The organism is Marinobacter sp. (assembly GCF_033722735.1).
GTDB lineage: Bacteria > Pseudomonadota > Gammaproteobacteria > Pseudomonadales > Oleiphilaceae > Marinobacter.
This window is the reverse complement of the sequence record NZ_JAWVYN010000009.1, coordinates 46,109-63,611: the sequence shown is the minus strand read 5'-3', so window position 1 is coordinate 63,611 and position 17,503 is coordinate 46,109. Positions and strand designations below refer to the sequence as shown.

The following is a 17,503-nucleotide window of genomic DNA, read 5'->3' as shown; positions in this document are numbered from 1 at the left end:
TCGTTTCGCCGGCCACGGGCAAGGGGACACGTGGGCAACCATACTAAAAGCGGTGCAGAGAGTCTGTGTCTATGATGGGAATCAGCAGGCTAATGGTGGGGGGCATGCTCTTCCTGGCAGCGGCCGTGCAGGCGATTCCGGTTTCCAGTGGAGCCGCATGGGCACCTGCACCGTTTTCTCCCGCCGAAGATCGTTTGATCAATATGGCCATCCAGGTAAATTCCGTCACGTCTGTTTACAGTCACCGCGCCGTTGAAGATCTGGCCGAATGGCACCCTGAAGGCGTCGCGACGGAGGTGGCCTTCTCCACGGGGTCAACACTGATCTACCGGTTTAACAAAACGGTGTCTCATCGCAACAGGCCTTTGCTGGGCCGAATCGTCCGGATTCCCGAGCCAGGGACGCTGGTATTGATTGGGAGCGGGCTGATGTTGTTGGGCATCGTCCGTTATCGCAGGCCGCCTGGGTCGCCAGGCCGGGTGACCAGCCTGGCGCAGTGAACGGTACCCACTAATCCGCACCAGCCTGCTTTATCATTTCCAGGGCCTGGTTCAGGGTTTTTGCTGATTCCCCGTGCTTGCCCTGTTGATGAAGGCTTTCTCCCTGGTTGCGCAGCATCACTACCTGTTCCCTGGTATTGGCATCCAGTTGTGCGGTCTCAAGCTGAGTGTCGATCTGCCGGACGAGTGTCGGGCACTGGCTGGCCATGGCAGGCACGGCCAGCAGCAGGGTTAATCCCAGAGCAAAGATCATTCTCATGGCGAGTCCTCCCATTGAGCGCGACTCCCTTGCAGTTTAGCCCAGTTGCGCCGTCCTGCCTGCTCAATCCCCGCTATTCTGTGTTGGCGGCGTCGGTTGGACTTGAAAGCCGCTACGGGGGAAGTGCAGATGTACCCGCCCGACCCGGCGGTGATCGTGAGCCAGGATCAGGCACTTCTCGCCTGCGTGGCACAGGGACCCCGTGACCGGATCACGGCCGTAGTCGGTTGGCGCAACTGATACTCGCCGGGGGATGGCGTCCGCATCTGGCAGGGGACGGGGTTCCGAGCAGTAGGCAAGTTCGAGCGCCTCGTCGCTTTGCAGCGCCGTAACCTTGCCATGACCAAACGACCGCATCCTGTTCATCCAGGCCTGCACAGCCGGGAACGGCGTGAGGACCGGTTTGTTTGCCACCTCTGCGACGAACCAGAGGCTGGGGTATGCCGAGAAATCCGCAACACAGGGGGTATCCCCAAACAGGAAGTCCCGCACCAGCAACGATTCCAGCCGCTTCAGATGTGCCTGCACCCGTTGCTTGGCCAATGCTGGCGTTATGGCCTTCACCTTGGCCTTGCGACCCATGTCGATTCGGTCCTTGAGGAAGCGCAAGGCATCCCATAGCGACGTGTTACGGATCAGCTTGGCCAGCATCCCACCGCCACTGGCGAAGATCACGCAGGCCAGGAAAACCTCCAGATCCACCTCCTCAACAAACTGTTGAACCTCCTTCGGCTGTTGGGACAAGTCCAGCTCGGGCTTGCCCGCCAGGCGTGCGATCTCGGTGGCGATGGTTCGGGTGTCGCAGAATACGTCGGCGCCATTCTGGGCGACGGGAATCTTGCGGTACCCGCCAGCCAGCGCTTCAAGCTCCGGTCGGGGTGGCATTTCCTTGACGGTTACAGACTGCCAGCTCAGGCCGGCATAGCCCAGCATGGTGCGGATTTTCTCGGAGAAAGGGGAAAGAGCGTAGTGATACAGAATCAGGTCGGACACGGCGCTTACTCAGAATGGTTTTGGTATGACGGACGATAGAGGTCAATGAGCGGATAAACATTGGCCAGGGAGGCTCATACGGACTCGCAAGGTCCATGGATCACGCCGTTGGTGATACGTCGGGGACTCCCCGGCCTGTATTGGCCTGAAGCATTGGCGGTGGTTTGCGTAACGGTTCTCTTTTCGCGGTCATGGGAGCGGGAGTCTGCTAACTGCGTCGCGCCAATAATGTGACCTGCGTCAAGGTTTGTGTGTTTGGCGGGATAACTTTGGCGCAGGCCCTGGCGGCGCCGGGATTCCTGAGCTAGGGATGAAAAGGAAAAGGGCCTGGATACGTCGTTAGGGGCGACGCCAAAGCTCTGAATCTTTTTTCAATATTTTATGATTTCAAATAAAAAAGTCACAGAACAGTACCGATTTATAACGGTCAAATGACACCTTTGCGGGTCACAATGCCGGAAAATCAATCGTAATTAGTTGAGGGAATAACGATATGCCTAACAGTCGCCGTGGCGCGATCTGGCTTGGGGCATCTGCCGCAGCTGTGTTGCCGGGGCTTTTTGTCTCCTGGTTGCTTCCTGCCTGGGTTGCGGTGACCACTACGGCACTTTGGGGTGTCACGGTAGTCTGGTTGTTGCAGCGGCATCAGGCGGCGTCACGGGAGGAGAACGACGCCCTTGAAAGCGAGGCCGAGCTGGCAGACCTTTCTGTGCTTCGGGAACTGGGGGCCCTCGAGGCGAGCGAACTTGACCTTCACGCCGAGCAGATTGGCAGTCTGAAGGGCGTGCTTCAGGACGGGGTTCAGTTGCTTCGAACGGCCTTCGACGACATTCACACCTTGTTAAATGAACAGAAGGAAGCCATTGCCAAAATTCTCTCCGGCAGTGACGGCGGGGAAAGCGGCGTCAATTTCGAGAATTTTGCCAGCAAAACGTCCAGAACACTGGATTTTCTCATCAACAACACCGTCAAGATCAGTGATGACCTCAAGGGGCTGGTAGACAAGGTGGCTTCGGTGGACCAGCAGATGCCCGCGGTGATGAAGGCGCTGGAGGAGATTGATCAACTGGCGGACCAGACCAATCTGTTGGCGCTCAACGCGGCCATCGAGGCTGCCAGGGCCGGCGAACACGGTCGCGGCTTTGCCGTTGTGGCGGACGAAGTGCGCTCGCTGTCCAAGCGCTCGGCGGAGTTCAGCAGCGAAATCCGCACCCAGCTTCAGGGTATCAACCGGTCGGTAGCGCACCTCAGTACCCACATCAGCGCCATAGCGGCTCAGGATCTGGATACCCTGACCGAATCCAAGCGCGAAGCTGAGGCCTCCATCCAGTCGTTGCAGGCCCTGTCGGAGCGAGACCGGGAACTGACCGAGCAGATTGACCGCGTCGCCGAGCAGCTGGTCGACGCCTCGGGTCGGGCGACCCGCGGTCTGCAGTTCGAAGACATTTCCACCCAGACATCCGATTACTTGCTGCAACGGCTTGAGCTGTTGCGAAACCTGGCGGTGCGCCTGTCCTCCGCCGAACTCAATAACAACGACGAAATCCATCAGGCAATCGCGGCAACCCGGGACACCCTGGGGCAGTTCCGCAACAGCCCTGTCAGCCAACAATCCATGGAATCGGGAGAAGTTGAACTTTTTTAGGGGGTCGTGGTTTGACTCCGCAACACAAGGCGATGACGCCATGGGGGGAACATGGGGAAACACGTACTAATCGTCGATGATTCGGCGTCCATCCGACAGATGGTAGAGCATACCTTAAAGACCGGGGGTTACCAGGTGACCACCGCTGTTGATGGTCAGGAGGCTCTGAATCTGTGTCAGCGCCAGAAATACGACTGCGTATTGACGGACCAGAACATGCCGAGGATGGACGGGCTCACGCTGATCAAGAGCCTTCGCGCCATGCCGACCTATGGACGCACGCCGATCCTGGTGCTGACCACCGAAGCCAGCGATGACATGAAGGCGAGAGGCCGGTCCGCCGGGGCCACTGGCTGGATGGTCAAGCCGTTCAATCCGGATAACCTGCTGCAGGTTGCTGCCAAGGTCATGCCATAACCAGCGTTGGGGAGACCCCGGAATGAGCATTGACCTCAACCAGTTCCATACGGTGTTCTTTGAGGAAAGTCAGGAGCACATCGATACCATGGAACAGCTGTTGATGGCCATGGACCTTGATGCACCGGACCCGGAAGACCTCAACAGCGTGTTCCGGGCCGCCCATTCGATCAAGGGGGGCAGCGGTATTTTTGGATTCACCGCCCTGGGCCAGATTACCCATGTGATGGAGAACCTGCTGGATCAGCTGCGCAATGGCCAGCGCCAGCTCAGCAATCAACTGGTGGATCACTTCCTGTCGGTCATCGATTGTCTGCGGCGAATCCTGGATCAGTACCGCTCTGGAGAAGAGGTGGATTGGGCTGAGGTGGAGTCTGTGGCCCAGGGCCTGGAAGCGGTTCTTAACGACGGCACGGTGATTGCGGGCAAGGGGGCCGAAGCATCAGGTGGCGTAGCCGAGGACGACGCCTTTGGTTTCTTCGAACCGGAAGCAACCCAGGGCGATTCGTCCGCGGACAACTCGTGGGGGCTGTTTGACGAACACGCCTCGCCGGAGCCGACCAGTGACTCCCCCGACCAGAACGAAGCCTTTGGTTTCTTTGATGAGCCTGCGGAGCCGGACCGTCCCGCTGCTTCACCTGCGCCCGCCGCATCGATGCAGAAAGCCAAGCCGAAGCCCAAGCCGTCCAGTTCCGAATCCTCCACCATCCGGGTGGGCATCGACAAAGTGGATTCGTTGATCAACCTGGTGGGAGAGCTGGTGATCACCCAGTCCATGCTGAAGGTGTTGGGTGAGGACCCGGACAACATTGACACCCTCAAGATGACCACCGTGTTGGGAGAGCTGGAACGGAACACCCGTGAGATCCAGGAGTCGGTGATGTCGATTCGGATGATCCCGGTGTCATTCGTGTTCAATCGCTTTCCACGGGTGGTCCGGGACTTGGCCAGCAAAATGAACAAACAGGTCGAGCTGCAACTGGAAGGTAGCCAGACCGAACTGGACAAGGGCCTGATCGAGAAGCTGGTCGATCCCCTGACCCACCTGGTACGCAACAGCATCGACCACGGCATCGAATCCCCAGAACAGCGCCTGGCGGCCGGAAAGCCGGAGAAGGGCGCCATCACCATCAGTGCCTCCCAGCGCGGCGGCAGCATCATCATTGCCATCAGTGATGACGGCGCCGGGCTGAACAGGGAGAAGATACTGGCCAAGGCCCGGCAAAATGGCCTGCCAGTGGCGGATGACCTGCCAGACGCCGAAGTCTGGGACCTGATCTTTCAGCCGGGCTTCTCCACTGCTGAGCAGGTGACGGATGTATCCGGCCGTGGCGTGGGGATGGATGTGGTTCGCCGAAATATCCAGCAACTGGGGGGGCGGATCGAAATCACCAGTACCGCATCGGTGGGGTCAACCTTCACCATCCAGCTGCCGCTGACCCTGGCCATCGTCGATGGCATGGGCGTGGCGGTGGGCGGACAGACCTTCATCATTCCCCTGGTCAGCATCATCGAATCCATGCAGCCGTCGCGGGCCAACTTGAAGCAGCTTGGCGGCTCGGACCTGCTGCATGTCCGCGAGGAATACTGGCCATTGCTGCCGCTGTACCAGGTGATGGAAACCGAGCCCCGGCACCGGGATCCGGCGGAAGCCATTGTGGTGCTGATTGAAACCAGCAAGCGCCGCTACGGACTGGTGGTGGATGAGCTGGTGGGCCAGCAGCAGGTGGTGATCAAGAGTCTTGAACAGCATTACAGACGGGTTCCCGGGGCGGCCGGGGCCACCATTATGGGGGATGGCAGTGTGGCACTGATCCTGGATGTGGAATCACTCGCCGACATCGTTCAGGAACCCGCCGAGGAGACAGCATGAGTGACAACCAAGCGTCCATAGAGACGGCAGAAAACCAGGTCGCCCGCACCGATGTGCGGGAGTACCTCACCTTCTCCCTGGGGGAGGAGCATTACGCCCTCGACATCATGGCGGTGAAGGAGATTCGTGGCTACGAGGCAGTTACCCGCATTGCCAACGCCCCGGATTTCATCAAGGGCGTGATCAACCTGCGTGGTGACATCGTGCCCATTGTCGATCTGCGTTTGAAATTCAATGTCGGCGAAGCCACCTACGACGAGTTCACCATTGTCATCGTGATCCAGATCCACGACCGCATGGTGGGCATCGTGGTGGATGGGGTGTCCGATGTGATCTCCCTGTCCCGGGAGGAGCGGCGGCCGCCGCCGGAGTTTGGTGTCGCCTTCGACAGCCGTTTCCTGGTGGGACTGGCCAAGGTGCAGGATCACATGGTGATCCTGGTCAACATCGAGGCGTTGATCACCAGCCAGGAACTGGGGCTGGTCGAGGTCGGCGCCCAGGAGTCTCCCGATGTCGATTCATGAAGTCTCCAGTGCGAGCAAATCAATGCAATTTCAAACAACAACAGTAAACCGGGCCGAGCACCCGGGGCGGCCTTCTTCAGCCCCGGTTGCGGCACCAGGAGGAAATGTCATGCCTCAGTCGAAACAACTTTACCTGTCCGCGCTGGTTCCCTTGGGCGTGGTTCTTCTTATCAGTGTGGTGACGCTGTTCGGCGCGGCGTCGACGGAGCTGGCGCAAACCCTGATGGGCCTGAACGCCCTGGTGGCGGTAGTTGGACTGTTCCTGGCCACCACGGTGATTCGCAATGTTTTCGCAACCTTGGGCGCTGAACCGGTGGAACTGCGGGGAACCGCAGAGGCCCTGGCCAATGACCAGCTCGATCGCATCGAAGCCAGCGGTGCCGAGCCCGGCACGCTCATGGCGTTCCTGCTCGGTTTGCGGGACCGACTGGTGCAGAGCGAGGAGCAGTCTGACTTCAATACCCGAATCCGTCAGGCCATCGACTGTGCCGACACCAACATCATGATTGCCGACGCCGACCGTAATGTGGTGTACATGAACGATTCGGTCACCCAGATGCTGCGGGACGCGGAAGGGGAGATCCGCAAGGACCTGCCGTCGTTCTCCGTGCAGACCGTCCTCAATGGCAGTATCGACCGCTTCCACAAGAATCCGGCCCACCAGATGCACATGCTGGATCAGTTGACCGACACCCACCGTACCCAGATTAACCTGGGCCAGAACACCTTTGGGCTGATTGCCAATCCCATCTTCGCCGAGGACGGCAAACGCCTGGGCACCGTGGTGGAATGGAAGGATCTGACCGCGGAGAACCTGGCCCGGGATCTGGCGGTCTTCAACACCCGCATCCGTCAGGCCATCGATTGTGCCGAAACCAACATCATGATCGCCGATACCGATCGCAATGTGGTGTACATGAACGAGTCGGTGACGGACATGCTGCGCGAGTCCCAGTCGGAGATCCGCCGCGACCTGCCGGACTTCGACGTGGATCGGGTACTCAACGGCAGCATCGACCGGTTCCACAAGAATCCGGCCCACCAGATGAAGATGCTGGACCAGCTCAACGACACCCACAAGACCGAGATCAAACTGGGCGACAGTACCTTTGGATTGATTGCCAACCCGATCTTCTCCGAGGACGGAGAACGCCTCGGTACCGTGGTGGAATGGAAGGACCGCACCAAGGAAATCGAGGCGGAGCAGGCGGCGGTGGCGAATGCCCGAATCCGCCAGGCCATCAACTGCGCCAAGACCAACATCATGATCGCCGACACCGAGCGGGAAGTGGTCTACATGAACGAGGCGGTCACCGACATGTTGCGCAACTCCCAGTCGGAGATCCGTCGGGACCTGCCGCAGTTCGACGTGGATAAGGTGCTCAACGGCAGCATCGACCGCTTCCACAAGAACCCGGCCCACCAGATGAAGATGCTCAACGAGCTGACCGGCACCTACAACACCGAGATCAAACTGGGGGATACCACCTTCGGGTTGATTGCCAACCCGATCTTCTCTGAGGACGGCGATCGTCTCGGTACCGTGGTGGAGTGGAAGGACCGTACCCAGGAGATCGAGGCCGAGAGCGCCGCCATCTACAACACCCGGATCCGCCAGGCGGTGGACAACTCCAGCAACAACATCATGATTGCCGATGCCGACCGCAATGTGGTCTACATGAACAAAGCGGTAGAGGGCATGCTGCGGAATTCCCAGGCCGAGATCCGCCGGGATCTGCCACAGTTTGATGTGGACAAGGTGCTCAATGGCAGCATCGACCGCTTCCACAAGAACCCCGCCCACCAGATGAACATGCTGAGCAGCCTGCAGGGTACCCATCGGGCCCAGATCACCCTGGGTGAGAAGACCTTTGGGCTGATCGCCAACCCGATCTTCGGGGCCAACAACGAGCGCCTGGGTACCGTGGTGGAGTGGTTGGACCGCACCGATGAGCTGAAAGCCGCCAACGACGTTACCACCCTGGTCGATGCCGCCTCCGCCGGGGACTTCAGCCTGCGGATTCCCAAGGAGGGCAAGGAGGGCTTCTTCCTCGAGCTGACCAATGGCCTCAACCAGGTCATGGAGACCTCCGACAATGCACTCAGCGACATCGCGCGGGTGCTGGAAGCCATTGCTGAGGGTGATCTGACCGAGCGGGTTACCGCCGACTATCAGGGTACCTTCCTCAAGATGAAGGACTTCTGCAACCGCACCACTGAGAACCTGACCCAGATGATCGGCGAGATCCGGGCGGCGTCGGATACCATCCAGACTGCCTCCAGTGAGATTTCCCAGGGTAACGCGGACCTGTCCAGCCGGACTGAGCAGCAGGCCTCCAGCCTGGAGGAAACCGCGTCCAGCATTGAGGAACTGACCTCAACTGTTCGCACCAACACCGACAATGCCAAGCAGGCCAATGTCCTGGCCGAGCAGGCGACCAATGTGGCCACCGACGGCGGCGACCTGATTCGCCAGGTGGTGACCAACATGGAGTCCATCAACGAGTCCGCCCAGAAGATCAGTGACATCATCGGAGTCATCGACGGCATTGCCTTCCAGACCAACATCCTGGCACTCAACGCTGCGGTGGAAGCCGCCCGTGCCGGTGAGCAAGGCCGGGGCTTTGCGGTGGTGGCCTCCGAGGTCCGGACCCTGGCTCAGCGTTCGGCCGATGCCGCCAAAGACATCAAGCAGTTGATCTCCGATTCCGTGGCCAAGATCGAAGGCGGCAACGCACTGGTGAACAAGTCTGGCGAAACCATGGACGAGATCGTCACCTCGATCAAGCGCGTCAACGACATCATGTCCGAGATTGCGGCGGCCTCCGTCGAACAGGCCAGTGGCATCGAGGAGGTTAACACCGCGGTGGGGCAGATGGATGAAATGACCCAGCAGACTGCGGCCCTGGTGGAGCAGGCTGCCGCGGCCGCCCAGAGTCTCCTGGGTCAGGCTGGTCAGTTGCAGCGCAACGTGAGCGTGTTCCGCCTGGATGACTCGGCGCTGCAGGCGACTGCGGCGACAGCACCGCGGGAGGGCGAGCCCAGGGCGCCATCGGGCAAGCCGACCTTGCGGCCAGTTAAGACCCAGCCCCCTGAGACGGCCAAGCCGGCAAAGGCGCAAAGAATCCAGCCGCCCAGGGACGACGATGAAGACGATTGGGAATCGTTCTGATGACGAGGCCATAACCGATCGATGAGCGCCCACCAGGAGCCCCGGCGGGAATTTGAGTACCGCCGGACGGATTTTGAAGCCATCCGCCGCAAACTCTACCAATGTGCGGGGATCAGCATGGCCGACAGCAAGCAACAGCTTGTCTACAGTCGCATTGCGCGTCGGCTCCGAGTTCTGGGGCTGGCGTCATTTTCCGACTACCTGGACTTCCTGCAGCAACACGATGAAGAGCTCGAACAGTTCATCAATGCCCTGACTACCAACCTGACCGCCTTCTTCCGGGAAGCCCACCATTTTGACACCCTGGCCCAGTACCTCCGCCAGCACGCCGCGCCGGGGCGCCGCTTCCAGCTCTGGTGCGCTGCCGCGAGTACTGGCGAGGAGCCCTATTCGATGGCGATTGCCGCCCTGGAGGCGCTGGGGGATAACCCACCGGTTTCCATTCACGCTACCGATATCGACAGCCGGGTGCTGGCACAGGCTGCAGGGGCCAGCTACCCAATAGAGCGGGTCAAAGAGATCGGCAGCCAGCGTCTCAAACGGTTTTTCCTCAAGGGCACCGGCAAGAACGCCGGCCGGGTGAAGGTTCGCCGCGAGGTTCGTCAACTCGTCCGGTTCAGCCAGTTGAACCTGCTGGCACCGGGGTGGCCTCTGGAGCCTCCCTACGACCTGATCTTTTGCCGCAACGTCATGATTTACTTTGATAAGCCCACCCAGGCCCGGTTGCTCGACCGGATGGTGCCGCTACTGGCGCCCGGTGGGCTCTACATTGCCGGGCATTCGGAGAGTTTTTCCCACGTCTCCAAGCGAATCCGGCTGGTGGGCAAGACGACCTATCAGGTGGCGGATGGGTCGGCGGCATGAGCCTTTCCGTGGGCCACTGGGCCACCAATGTCTATTACGACCGGCGGTTCGAACGTCAGGCGGCCAAGCTGCTGCCCGGTGAGTACTATGTCTCAGCCGAGCCCATGGTGATTGTGACGGTACTGGGCTCCTGCGTGGCGGCCTGTCTGCAGGATCCGGTGGCCCGGATGGGCGGTATGAACCATTTCCTGCTGCCGGACAACACCAGTGACGATGACTGCAAGTCCGCCCGCTATGGCAGCTTTGCCATGGAGTTGCTGATCAACGAACTGCTGTCCCGGGGCGCCCGGCGCGACCGGCTGCAGGCCAAGGTCTTCGGCGGCGGGCGGGTGATCGAGAGCTTCAGCGCCAACCCGGTCGGCGATCGCAACGCCGAGTTTGTCCGGCGATATTTGCAGGCGGAGAAGATACCCATTATTGCGTCGGATCTGCTGGGGGATTATCCCCGCAAGGTCTACCAGTTTCCGGATACGGCCCAGGTGCTGGTGAAGAAGATTCGTCACATCAGGAACGATACCATCTTCATCCGGGAGCGCATCCTCCGGGAGCAGGCCAGCCAGGATGCCGTTGGTGGTGAGATTGACCTCTTTGTGGAGTAGCGTATGGCGATAACCGTTCTAGTGGTGGACGACTCCGCGTTGATCCGCCAGGTGCTGGGAGAGATGATCCGAACCGCGCCGGGGTTTCAGTTGGTGGGCACCGCCAACGATGCCTACGCCGCGCGGGACCTGGTGAATGAGTTTGCGCCGGATGTGATCACCCTGGATATTGAGATGCCGCGGATGGATGGGCTCTCATTTCTGGCTCGTCTGATGAAGGCCCGGCCAACGCCGGTGGTCATGGTGTCCACCCTTACCGAGAGCGGTGCCGACGCCACTCTGAAGGCGCTGGAGCTGGGGGCGGTGGATTTCGTGACCAAACCCAAGCTGGATATCAAACGAAACCTGGAACAGTATCGTCAGGAACTGCTCGAGAAGTTACGGGCGGCCGCTATTGCCGGAGAGGCCGTCCGCCGTTCCGCACGCAAACCACCGGTGCCAGGTAAACCGCTCACTACTCACCTGAGTGTCCAGGGTACCGAGCACCTGGTGGCCATTGGAGCCTCCACCGGCGGCACCGAGGCCATCAAATCGGTGCTGGCGGCCTTACCGGTGGGGATGCCGGGTATCGTGATGACCCAGCACATGCCGCCGGGGTTTACCCGCTCCTTCGCCGAGCGGCTCGATCGCCTCTGCCGAATTCGTGTACTTGAAGCGCAGGGAGGCGAGCGCATCCTGCCCGGGCACGCCTACCTGGCACCGGGGGACCGGCACCTGTTGGTCGATCGGTCGGGGGCGGACCTGGTGTGTAAGCTGTCCGATGCCCCACCAGTCAACCGCCACCGTCCGGCCGTCGACGCCATGTTTGACTCGGTGGCCAGGGTTTGTAGCGCTACCGCCACGGGTGTCCTGCTCACCGGCATGGGCAAGGATGGTGCCCAGGGACTGCTCACCATGCACCAGCGGGGCGCCCGGACCCTGGCCCAGGACGAACGCAGCTGTGTGGTGTATGGCATGCCCCGGGAAGCGGTCAGACTGGAGGCGGTGGATGAAGTCCTTCCGCTGCCCGCAATTCCCGCAGCGTTAGTGGAACACATCAAACGCGTGAGCCGGGGTAACCGTGTCTGATCATTGCAAACCGGACAGGCCGCTAACGCCTGGCCGGAACACCTCCTCCAACGATGACCTCCTTGGGGATTACATCGGCGCCATGTTTGCTGAGCCGCCCCAATCGGGGGTGTGGCTGAGCTGTTCTGCCGAGTGGGTGGACGTGAAACAGGCCCTGCAGTGTACCTGGCGGGATGCCCCGAATCCGGCCAGTGCCGTGGTTGCAGCCTTGTCGCTCTGGCGGCTGTACCGCCAATTGCCGGCTGGGCGTCTAAAGACAGCGCTTCGAAGCCGGGGGATGACGTTGCTCGGCCAGAGTGTTGAGGGCGGTCAGTAACACTGGCCAAGTTCCCGTTCTACAGCCTCCCCTTAGACCGGTTTCAGAGGCAACACTATCCTTTGCCGGCAGCGAAGTCGGCGAACAGATCCTCGATCACCCGCAGGAACAGGAATGTCTGCCTCGACAAGGAGGCTGCATCGGTCGGAGACGGGGGCTGGGACATGGCGAATACCTCTCTCAAGGCCCGTGGCACTCAAGTTCATTAGAGAAGAGTTCACTGGTTTATGCAATTTTCCGTGGGAAGGCGTGTAACCAAATGCGGCGACTTATCTATTTGTAAGCCATAACGTTTTCTCGATTCTCCTAAAAATGGCTACATTCGGACACGGTATTTTTCAGTATTTGACCCCCGGTACGTTGAGACATCAATGACTCCCGTGCGTTCGCGCTTGCCGGCGGTGTCGTTTAACCTCTTGGGATAGTTCGTATTGACGCAGCTACGCCCATCACGGACATTTGGGCCCAGTCATTCCAGTGCGCTTTGGGTTCAGCATCGGACGCGGGAGAGCCAAAATCAATACCGCCGTTTTCACCTACTGCACAGGTAACACCATTCCATGACAGCGCAGAAGAGCAACATTGTCTTGATCGGCATGCCCAGCAGTGGCAAGAGTACCGTTGGCGTGCTTCTGGCCAAGGCGCTGGCCTACGGGTTTATCGATACCGACCTGCTGATCCAGTCTGACCAGGGACGAACCCTGCAGGAGATTGTCGACCGGGAGGGCTATCTGGCCCTCCGACGGATTGAAGAGCAGGTGCTGTGCCGATTGGGTGGGGACCGGCAGATCATTTCCACCGGTGGCAGCGCGGTGTACAGTGAACGAGCCATGGCCCATCTCCGGGAGCTGGGCGTGGTGGTGTTCCTGGACATTACCCTGGACACGGTCAAGGAACGGCTGGGCGATTTCAGTCTTCGGGGGATTTCCAAGCGTCCGGATCAAAGCCTGGAGTCGCTATTTGCCGAACGCAGTCGCCTCTACCACCAATACGCCGACGTGCTGGTCTCCGGCGAGGGCCGTAACCAGGATGAAGTGTGTCAGGCGGTGCTGGACACGCTGCCTGCAGGGTTTGCTGAATAATGCTTCAGGGCATCCCTGGCAGGAGGTCATGGCGCCTCGTCGGTTGTCTCTGGCTAACCCTCCTCGTGACTGGCTGCCAGACCGCTCCCACGCAATCCCAGCGCATTGGCGAGATGGTAATGGCCATTGATCAGGCGCTGGCCCACCCGGAAGCCCCACATGCGCTGGAAACCATTGCCCGCTACGGCACCGACAGCCGTCATTATGTGATGATCCGCGGTTGGCTGGTGCAGGAGCTGCGGGCGGCGGAGAGTCAGATGGCGGCTGCCAGCGACCCGGTGTTGCAGCATCGCTTCAGTGCCCGGGTGCAGTTCCTGCGCCAGGCCATTCGCCGGATCGACCTGGAATAATGCGGTTAGATGGCCGGGTGTTCAAAAGTTGCTTTGCTATGTCGAATCGTTCCTAAAGTCCTCTGTCCCGCTGCTGGCAACCATTGGATACTGGAATAGGTGCTTCTAGTGCCTGATTGTGTGAATAGCGAGGGCAGTACCAATGGCTTCTCCGATTACTGGCCCCGGATCTGATTCCGCTGGCCGCATCCTACCTGACTCCCGAACCAGGCAGTCTCCCCAACCCGGTACGAACCAGGCAGCCGGGGGCGAACGGCCTGTACGTACTGTTCAGGACGCCATCAACATTCTGCGTACCCGTCTGGACCAGCGCCTGCAGCAGAGTCTTGGCAGCGTGGAAGCCAACGAGAGTGGCTTGGTGTCTGCGCAGTTTGAGCCGCCCAGCGCGGCGGATGTCGCCGCCCGGGTGTTGGGCTTCATTCAGGGGCGGCTGCAGCAGGAGGCGCAGTCCGGTGCTGATCAGGGGCGTCTGGCCGAGCTGTTGTCCCAGGCCCGGGCCGGGGTGGAACAGGGGTTCCGGGAGGCCAGGGAACAGATCGAGGCTTTGGGCATGATGAACGATACCCTGTCCTCAGACATCGATGACAGCTTCAATCGCATACAGGACGGGCTGGGCGATCTGGAGGAGCGGTTCCTGGGCCAGGCACCGGGCCAGCCGACGCCGGTGGAGGCGACCTCGCTGAGCCAGGTGGAGGCCATGGCCCGGGATACCCTGGCCTTTGAGGTTCGTACCCGGGACGGCGATGTGGTGCAGCTGCGCATGGACGAAAGCCGCTATGGAGGCATTCGTGTGGCCAGCGGTGGTGAGGGGGAGCAGGCCCGGACCGAGGCCACCGCCGGCACCCTGTTTGCCGGTCGATACAGCTTCTCCGTGGAGGGTGAACTCGACGCCGGTGAGCGGGAGGCGCTGACCGCACTGTTTGGCGAGGTGCAGAATGTGGCCGGCCGCTTCTTTGACGGGGATGTTCGGGGTGCCTTCGAGGCAGCGCAATCCCTGGGGCTCTCCGGTGACGAACTGGCCAGCTTCAGCCTCAACCTGACCGCCAGTCGCACGGTTCGGGCCGCCACCTATGAAGCCGTGTCCGGGCAGCCTGAGTCGTCGGCCCGTCAGCTTCGCCCCCTGGGTGGGCTGGCCCGGGAGATCCAGGATCTTGGCCGGCAGGCCCAGGCCAATGGCCTGGACCTGCCGGCCCTCGACGGTCTGATGTCCCGTATCCTGTCGGATATCCGGAACGCCCTGCCGGCATCCGAACAGGCAGCGGATCAGGAGCTGAGCCAAATGGACGACTTTTTCCGCCGCGTCCTGGAGCGGCTCCAACCGGAGACCTCCGGGCCGCCCGAGCCTTGATGGTCGGTTTTGATCGACCGGCCCCCGACGTTTGTCGATTTCCCGCCCCGCCGTTCGACCAACCATGGTAGTCGGCCTGGGCCGACCTTTGATTAATCCGGGAAAGGAGTAGGACGATGAGCTATATCGACGGCTTCGTGGCGGCGGTACCAACCGCCAATAAGGACGCCTACATCAAGCATGCAGCCGAGGCGGCAAGGGTGTTCAGGGACCATGGGGCCCTGCAGGTGGTGGAAGCGTGGGGAGACGATGTGCCGGAGGGCAAGGTGACCTCTTTCCCCATGGCGGTCAAATGCCAGGACAATGAAACCGTGTGCTTTTCCTGGATTGTCTGGCCGTCCAGGGAGGTGCGCAACCAGGCCATGGAGAAAGTGATGTCCGACCCCAGGCTACAGCCGGAAAGCAATCCCATGCCGTTTGATGGCAAGCGGCTGATCTATGGGGGGTTCGAGGTGGTGTTGGAGTGACTGACGGAATAGGTGGGCGGTCAAAAGACGGCCACAATGCGTTGCATGTGGCCGTACTGACGCCTGGGGCAGGACCTTAGAAGTGAACCACGTTAGGATGAACCAGCCGTTCATAATCCCGATAGCTCATTTTCATGACTTCATCGTGGCTACCGGCATTGAACGCGATGTTCTCATCGGCCCGTAAATGTTCACTGACAAAGACTTCCATATCGTAGAGATTGCCGAACGGCGGCATGGCGCCGAGGTCGCAATCCGGGAATGCCTGTTTTAGTTCGTCTTCGCTGCACAGGGACACTTCGGTGGAACCGAGCGCCTTGCGCAGTTCTGCCAGGTGGACCTGGTCAGTCGCCGGCAGTACCGCCATGCCAATGCGGCCATCGGCTTTGAAGATCACGGTCTTGGCAAACTCGCGGCCGGGCACATGGGCGGCCTGGGCCGTGCGCATGGCGTCCGCTGTGGAAGGGTGCATTTCCGTATGGTATTTGACGAGGTTCTGCTCCAGGAAGTTTCGCAGTCTTTCGCTGATCATGACTTGTCCCTCCGGTTGGTGGAGTTACAGCGACCATTCCCTGGGAATTCCCCAAATGAACCGGATCATCCATCTGAAGGATTCACCTTTATTATAGCTGGCCCGGGAACACAGGAAACCAAGAAATGACCGTCCCAGGTCAGTGGTCATTCCGAACTCTTTCAGTGATCCGCCTATATTGAGCCACTTGATTCCGGTGGAATTCGGAACCACGCTTCTGGAGAAGTGGTGAGGCCCGGTTGTCGAGGGACACTAGAGGGGGCGTAGTGATGGATTTCCTGGCATATCAGCGAGCATTGGCCCAACGGTACCGGGGGGTGGAGTGCCCCTTTCCGGCCCAGGAGTTAGAGCGCCGACTCCGGCTGGTCAGGGAGCAGATGGTGTCCCATCAACTGGATGCACTGGTGCTGACCAATCCTGCGGACATCTATTACCTGACGGGCTACAGCACCTTCGAAGTGTCGGTCCATACCGCGCTGGTGGTCCTGCCTGGGGACCTGCTGCTGCAGGTGCCGTCCATTGAAATGGGGCCGGCGATGACCGCCACCCATGTGCGACAAGTGGTTGGCTACCGTTGGGAGCGTGTCGAGCTGGTGCTGGAGCCGCTGGTGGATGTACTGGCCGGTGCGGGCACCGTGATCGGGGTGGATTTCTGGCACGGCTCCTTGCGACATGGCGTGGTTACCGGCCTCCGGGCACGCCTGCCCCAGCACCGGTTTGAGGATGCCAGTGGCCTGTTGAAGGGCATTCGAATCGTCAAGACAGCCGCGGAACTGAGTTGCCTGGAAGCCAGCGCCCGCATCACCGGCCGGGGGATTGAGGCGGCTGTGGCAGCGGTGCGGCCCGGTGTCAGCGACGGCGAGGTGGCCGCCGCCGGCGCCCGGACCATGTTGGTGGAGGGCAGTGAGTTCATGAGCATGCAGCCGATTGTCACCGCAGGCTGGCGCAGTAGCGTGATTCACGCCAGTCACCGTCGCCACACCATTAATCGGGGAGAGCCGGTGTTTCTGGAATTCGGTTCCGCCTATCAGCGCTACACGGCACCGATGATGCGCACCGTGGTGGCGGGTCAGCCAACGATGGACATGGTGGACGTGTTCGATGGCTGCCGGCGGATTCACGATGCCCTGTGCCAGGCCATGAAAAGCGGAAAGAGCTTTGATGAGGCCGCGCGGGCAGGGGAGGAGGCCCTCCGCCCACTGTCGAACCGGGTCTTCTTCTCCGGAGTGTTTGGCTATGCCGTGGGGGCCCAGTTCCCGCCATCCTGGGTAGAGGGGTCCGGGTACATTGCCCGGGGCGTGGAAGCCGTCTTCCAGCCGAACATGGTGTTTCACCTGCCCATTTGCCTGCGGGTTCCGGGCGAGTGGGGGATCGGCTGCAGCGACACGGTTCGGGTCACCGATCGGGGGGCCGTTGCCATCACCGATAACCCCTGGGAGCTGAGCGTCGTGGCGTAGGCCGAACACCGGTTGGCGAGCTGACGGCGGTCGGGGG

Annotated in this window: 16 protein-coding genes and 3 pseudogenes; 16 read left to right on the top strand and 3 right to left on the bottom strand. The window is 60.7% G+C overall.

The window, feature by feature from the left end; translation table 11 throughout:
* Positions 1-71 precede the first annotated feature (71 nt).
* The gene (locus R3175_RS08685; RefSeq protein WP_318943803.1) at positions 72-500 is read left to right on the top strand and encodes a PEP-CTERM sorting domain-containing protein; all 429 of its coding nucleotides are present in this window, start codon (positions 72-74) and stop codon (positions 498-500) included.
* A 10-nt stretch (positions 501-510) separates the two neighbouring features.
* On the opposite strand, the gene R3175_RS08680 is transcribed toward R3175_RS08685, so the two are convergent.
* Positions 511-774, bottom strand: a complete 264-nt coding sequence (locus R3175_RS08680) for a hypothetical protein (protein WP_318943801.1) — start codon at positions 772-774, stop codon at positions 511-513.
* A gap of 48 nt (positions 775-822) precedes the next feature.
* A complete protein-coding gene (locus R3175_RS08675) occupies positions 823-1,752 on the bottom strand; it encodes a glutathione S-transferase family protein (protein WP_318943800.1) in 930 nt (309 codons plus the stop codon).
* Between the two features lie 1,045 nt (positions 1,753-2,797).
* On the opposite strand from R3175_RS08675, the pseudogene R3175_RS18125 reads away from it, so the two are divergent.
* From R3175_RS18125 to R3175_RS08610, 14 genes and pseudogenes are all read left to right on the top strand, one after another.
* Positions 2,798-3,082: pseudogene (locus R3175_RS18125) on the top strand (methyl-accepting chemotaxis protein); the annotation flags it as partial.
* 366 nt (positions 3,083-3,448) lie between these two features.
* Positions 3,449-3,814: a response regulator gene (locus R3175_RS08665; protein ID WP_318943796.1), complete on the top strand. Its 366-nt coding sequence runs from the start codon at positions 3,449-3,451 to the stop codon at positions 3,812-3,814.
* Positions 3,815-3,836: 22 nt separating this feature from the next.
* Positions 3,837-5,687 (top strand): chemotaxis protein CheA, encoded by a 1,851-nt coding sequence (locus tag R3175_RS08660; protein ID WP_318943793.1) that lies wholly within the window; start codon positions 3,837-3,839, stop codon positions 5,685-5,687.
* Between the two features lie 17 nt (positions 5,688-5,704).
* The gene (locus R3175_RS08655) at positions 5,705-6,211 is read left to right on the top strand and encodes a chemotaxis protein CheW (RefSeq protein ID WP_413231749.1); all 507 of its coding nucleotides are present in this window, start codon (positions 5,705-5,707) and stop codon (positions 6,209-6,211) included.
* Positions 6,198-7,580 (top strand): annotated as a pseudogene (locus tag R3175_RS18120) (PAS domain-containing protein); the annotation flags it as partial. The gene R3175_RS08655 and the pseudogene R3175_RS18120, both read left to right, overlap by 14 nt.
* 216 nt (positions 7,581-7,796) lie before the next feature.
* Positions 7,797-9,383 (top strand): annotated as a pseudogene (locus tag R3175_RS18115) (methyl-accepting chemotaxis protein); the annotation flags it as partial.
* A gap of 21 nt (positions 9,384-9,404) precedes the next feature.
* Positions 9,405-10,247 carry a CheR family methyltransferase gene (locus R3175_RS08645; protein WP_318943788.1) on the top strand — a complete coding sequence of 281 codons (843 nt, stop codon included), beginning with the start codon at positions 9,405-9,407 and terminating at the stop codon, positions 10,245-10,247.
* A complete protein-coding gene (gene cheD / locus R3175_RS08640; RefSeq protein WP_318943786.1) occupies positions 10,244-10,846 on the top strand; it encodes a chemoreceptor glutamine deamidase CheD in 603 nt (200 codons plus the stop codon). The genes R3175_RS08645 and cheD overlap by 4 nt, the downstream gene beginning before the upstream one ends.
* A 3-nt stretch (positions 10,847-10,849) precedes the next feature.
* Positions 10,850-11,914, top strand: a complete 1,065-nt coding sequence (locus R3175_RS08635; RefSeq protein ID WP_318943785.1) for a chemotaxis response regulator protein-glutamate methylesterase — start codon at positions 10,850-10,852, stop codon at positions 11,912-11,914.
* A complete protein-coding gene (locus R3175_RS08630; RefSeq protein WP_318943783.1) occupies positions 11,907-12,230 on the top strand; it encodes a hypothetical protein in 324 nt (107 codons plus the stop codon). Before R3175_RS08635 ends, R3175_RS08630 begins: the two co-directional genes overlap by 8 nt.
* Positions 12,231-12,790: 560 nt before the next feature.
* A complete protein-coding gene (locus R3175_RS08625; RefSeq protein ID WP_318943781.1) occupies positions 12,791-13,312 on the top strand; it encodes a shikimate kinase in 522 nt (173 codons plus the stop codon).
* A 65-nt stretch (positions 13,313-13,377) separates the two neighbouring features.
* Positions 13,378-13,662 (top strand): hypothetical protein, encoded by a 285-nt coding sequence (locus R3175_RS08620; protein ID WP_318943780.1) that lies wholly within the window; start codon positions 13,378-13,380, stop codon positions 13,660-13,662.
* 142 nt (positions 13,663-13,804) lie between these two features.
* Positions 13,805-15,010, top strand: coding sequence for a DUF5610 domain-containing protein (locus tag R3175_RS08615; RefSeq protein WP_318943779.1), 1,206 nt, complete (start codon positions 13,805-13,807; stop codon positions 15,008-15,010).
* A 116-nt stretch (positions 15,011-15,126) separates the two neighbouring features.
* Positions 15,127-15,477 carry a DUF1428 domain-containing protein gene (locus tag R3175_RS08610; protein WP_318943777.1) on the top strand — a complete coding sequence of 117 codons (351 nt, stop codon included), beginning with the start codon at positions 15,127-15,129 and terminating at the stop codon, positions 15,475-15,477.
* Positions 15,478-15,553: 76 nt separating this feature from the next.
* On the opposite strand, the gene R3175_RS08605 is transcribed toward R3175_RS08610, so the two are convergent.
* Positions 15,554-16,009 carry a YbaK/EbsC family protein gene (locus tag R3175_RS08605; protein WP_318943775.1) on the bottom strand — a complete coding sequence of 152 codons (456 nt, stop codon included), beginning with the start codon at positions 16,007-16,009 and terminating at the stop codon, positions 15,554-15,556.
* Positions 16,010-16,278: 269 nt separating this feature from the next.
* On the opposite strand from R3175_RS08605, the gene R3175_RS08600 reads away from it, so the two are divergent.
* A complete protein-coding gene (locus tag R3175_RS08600; protein ID WP_318943773.1) occupies positions 16,279-17,466 on the top strand; it encodes a Xaa-Pro peptidase family protein in 1,188 nt (395 codons plus the stop codon).
* The last annotated feature ends 37 nt before the right edge of the window (positions 17,467-17,503 follow it).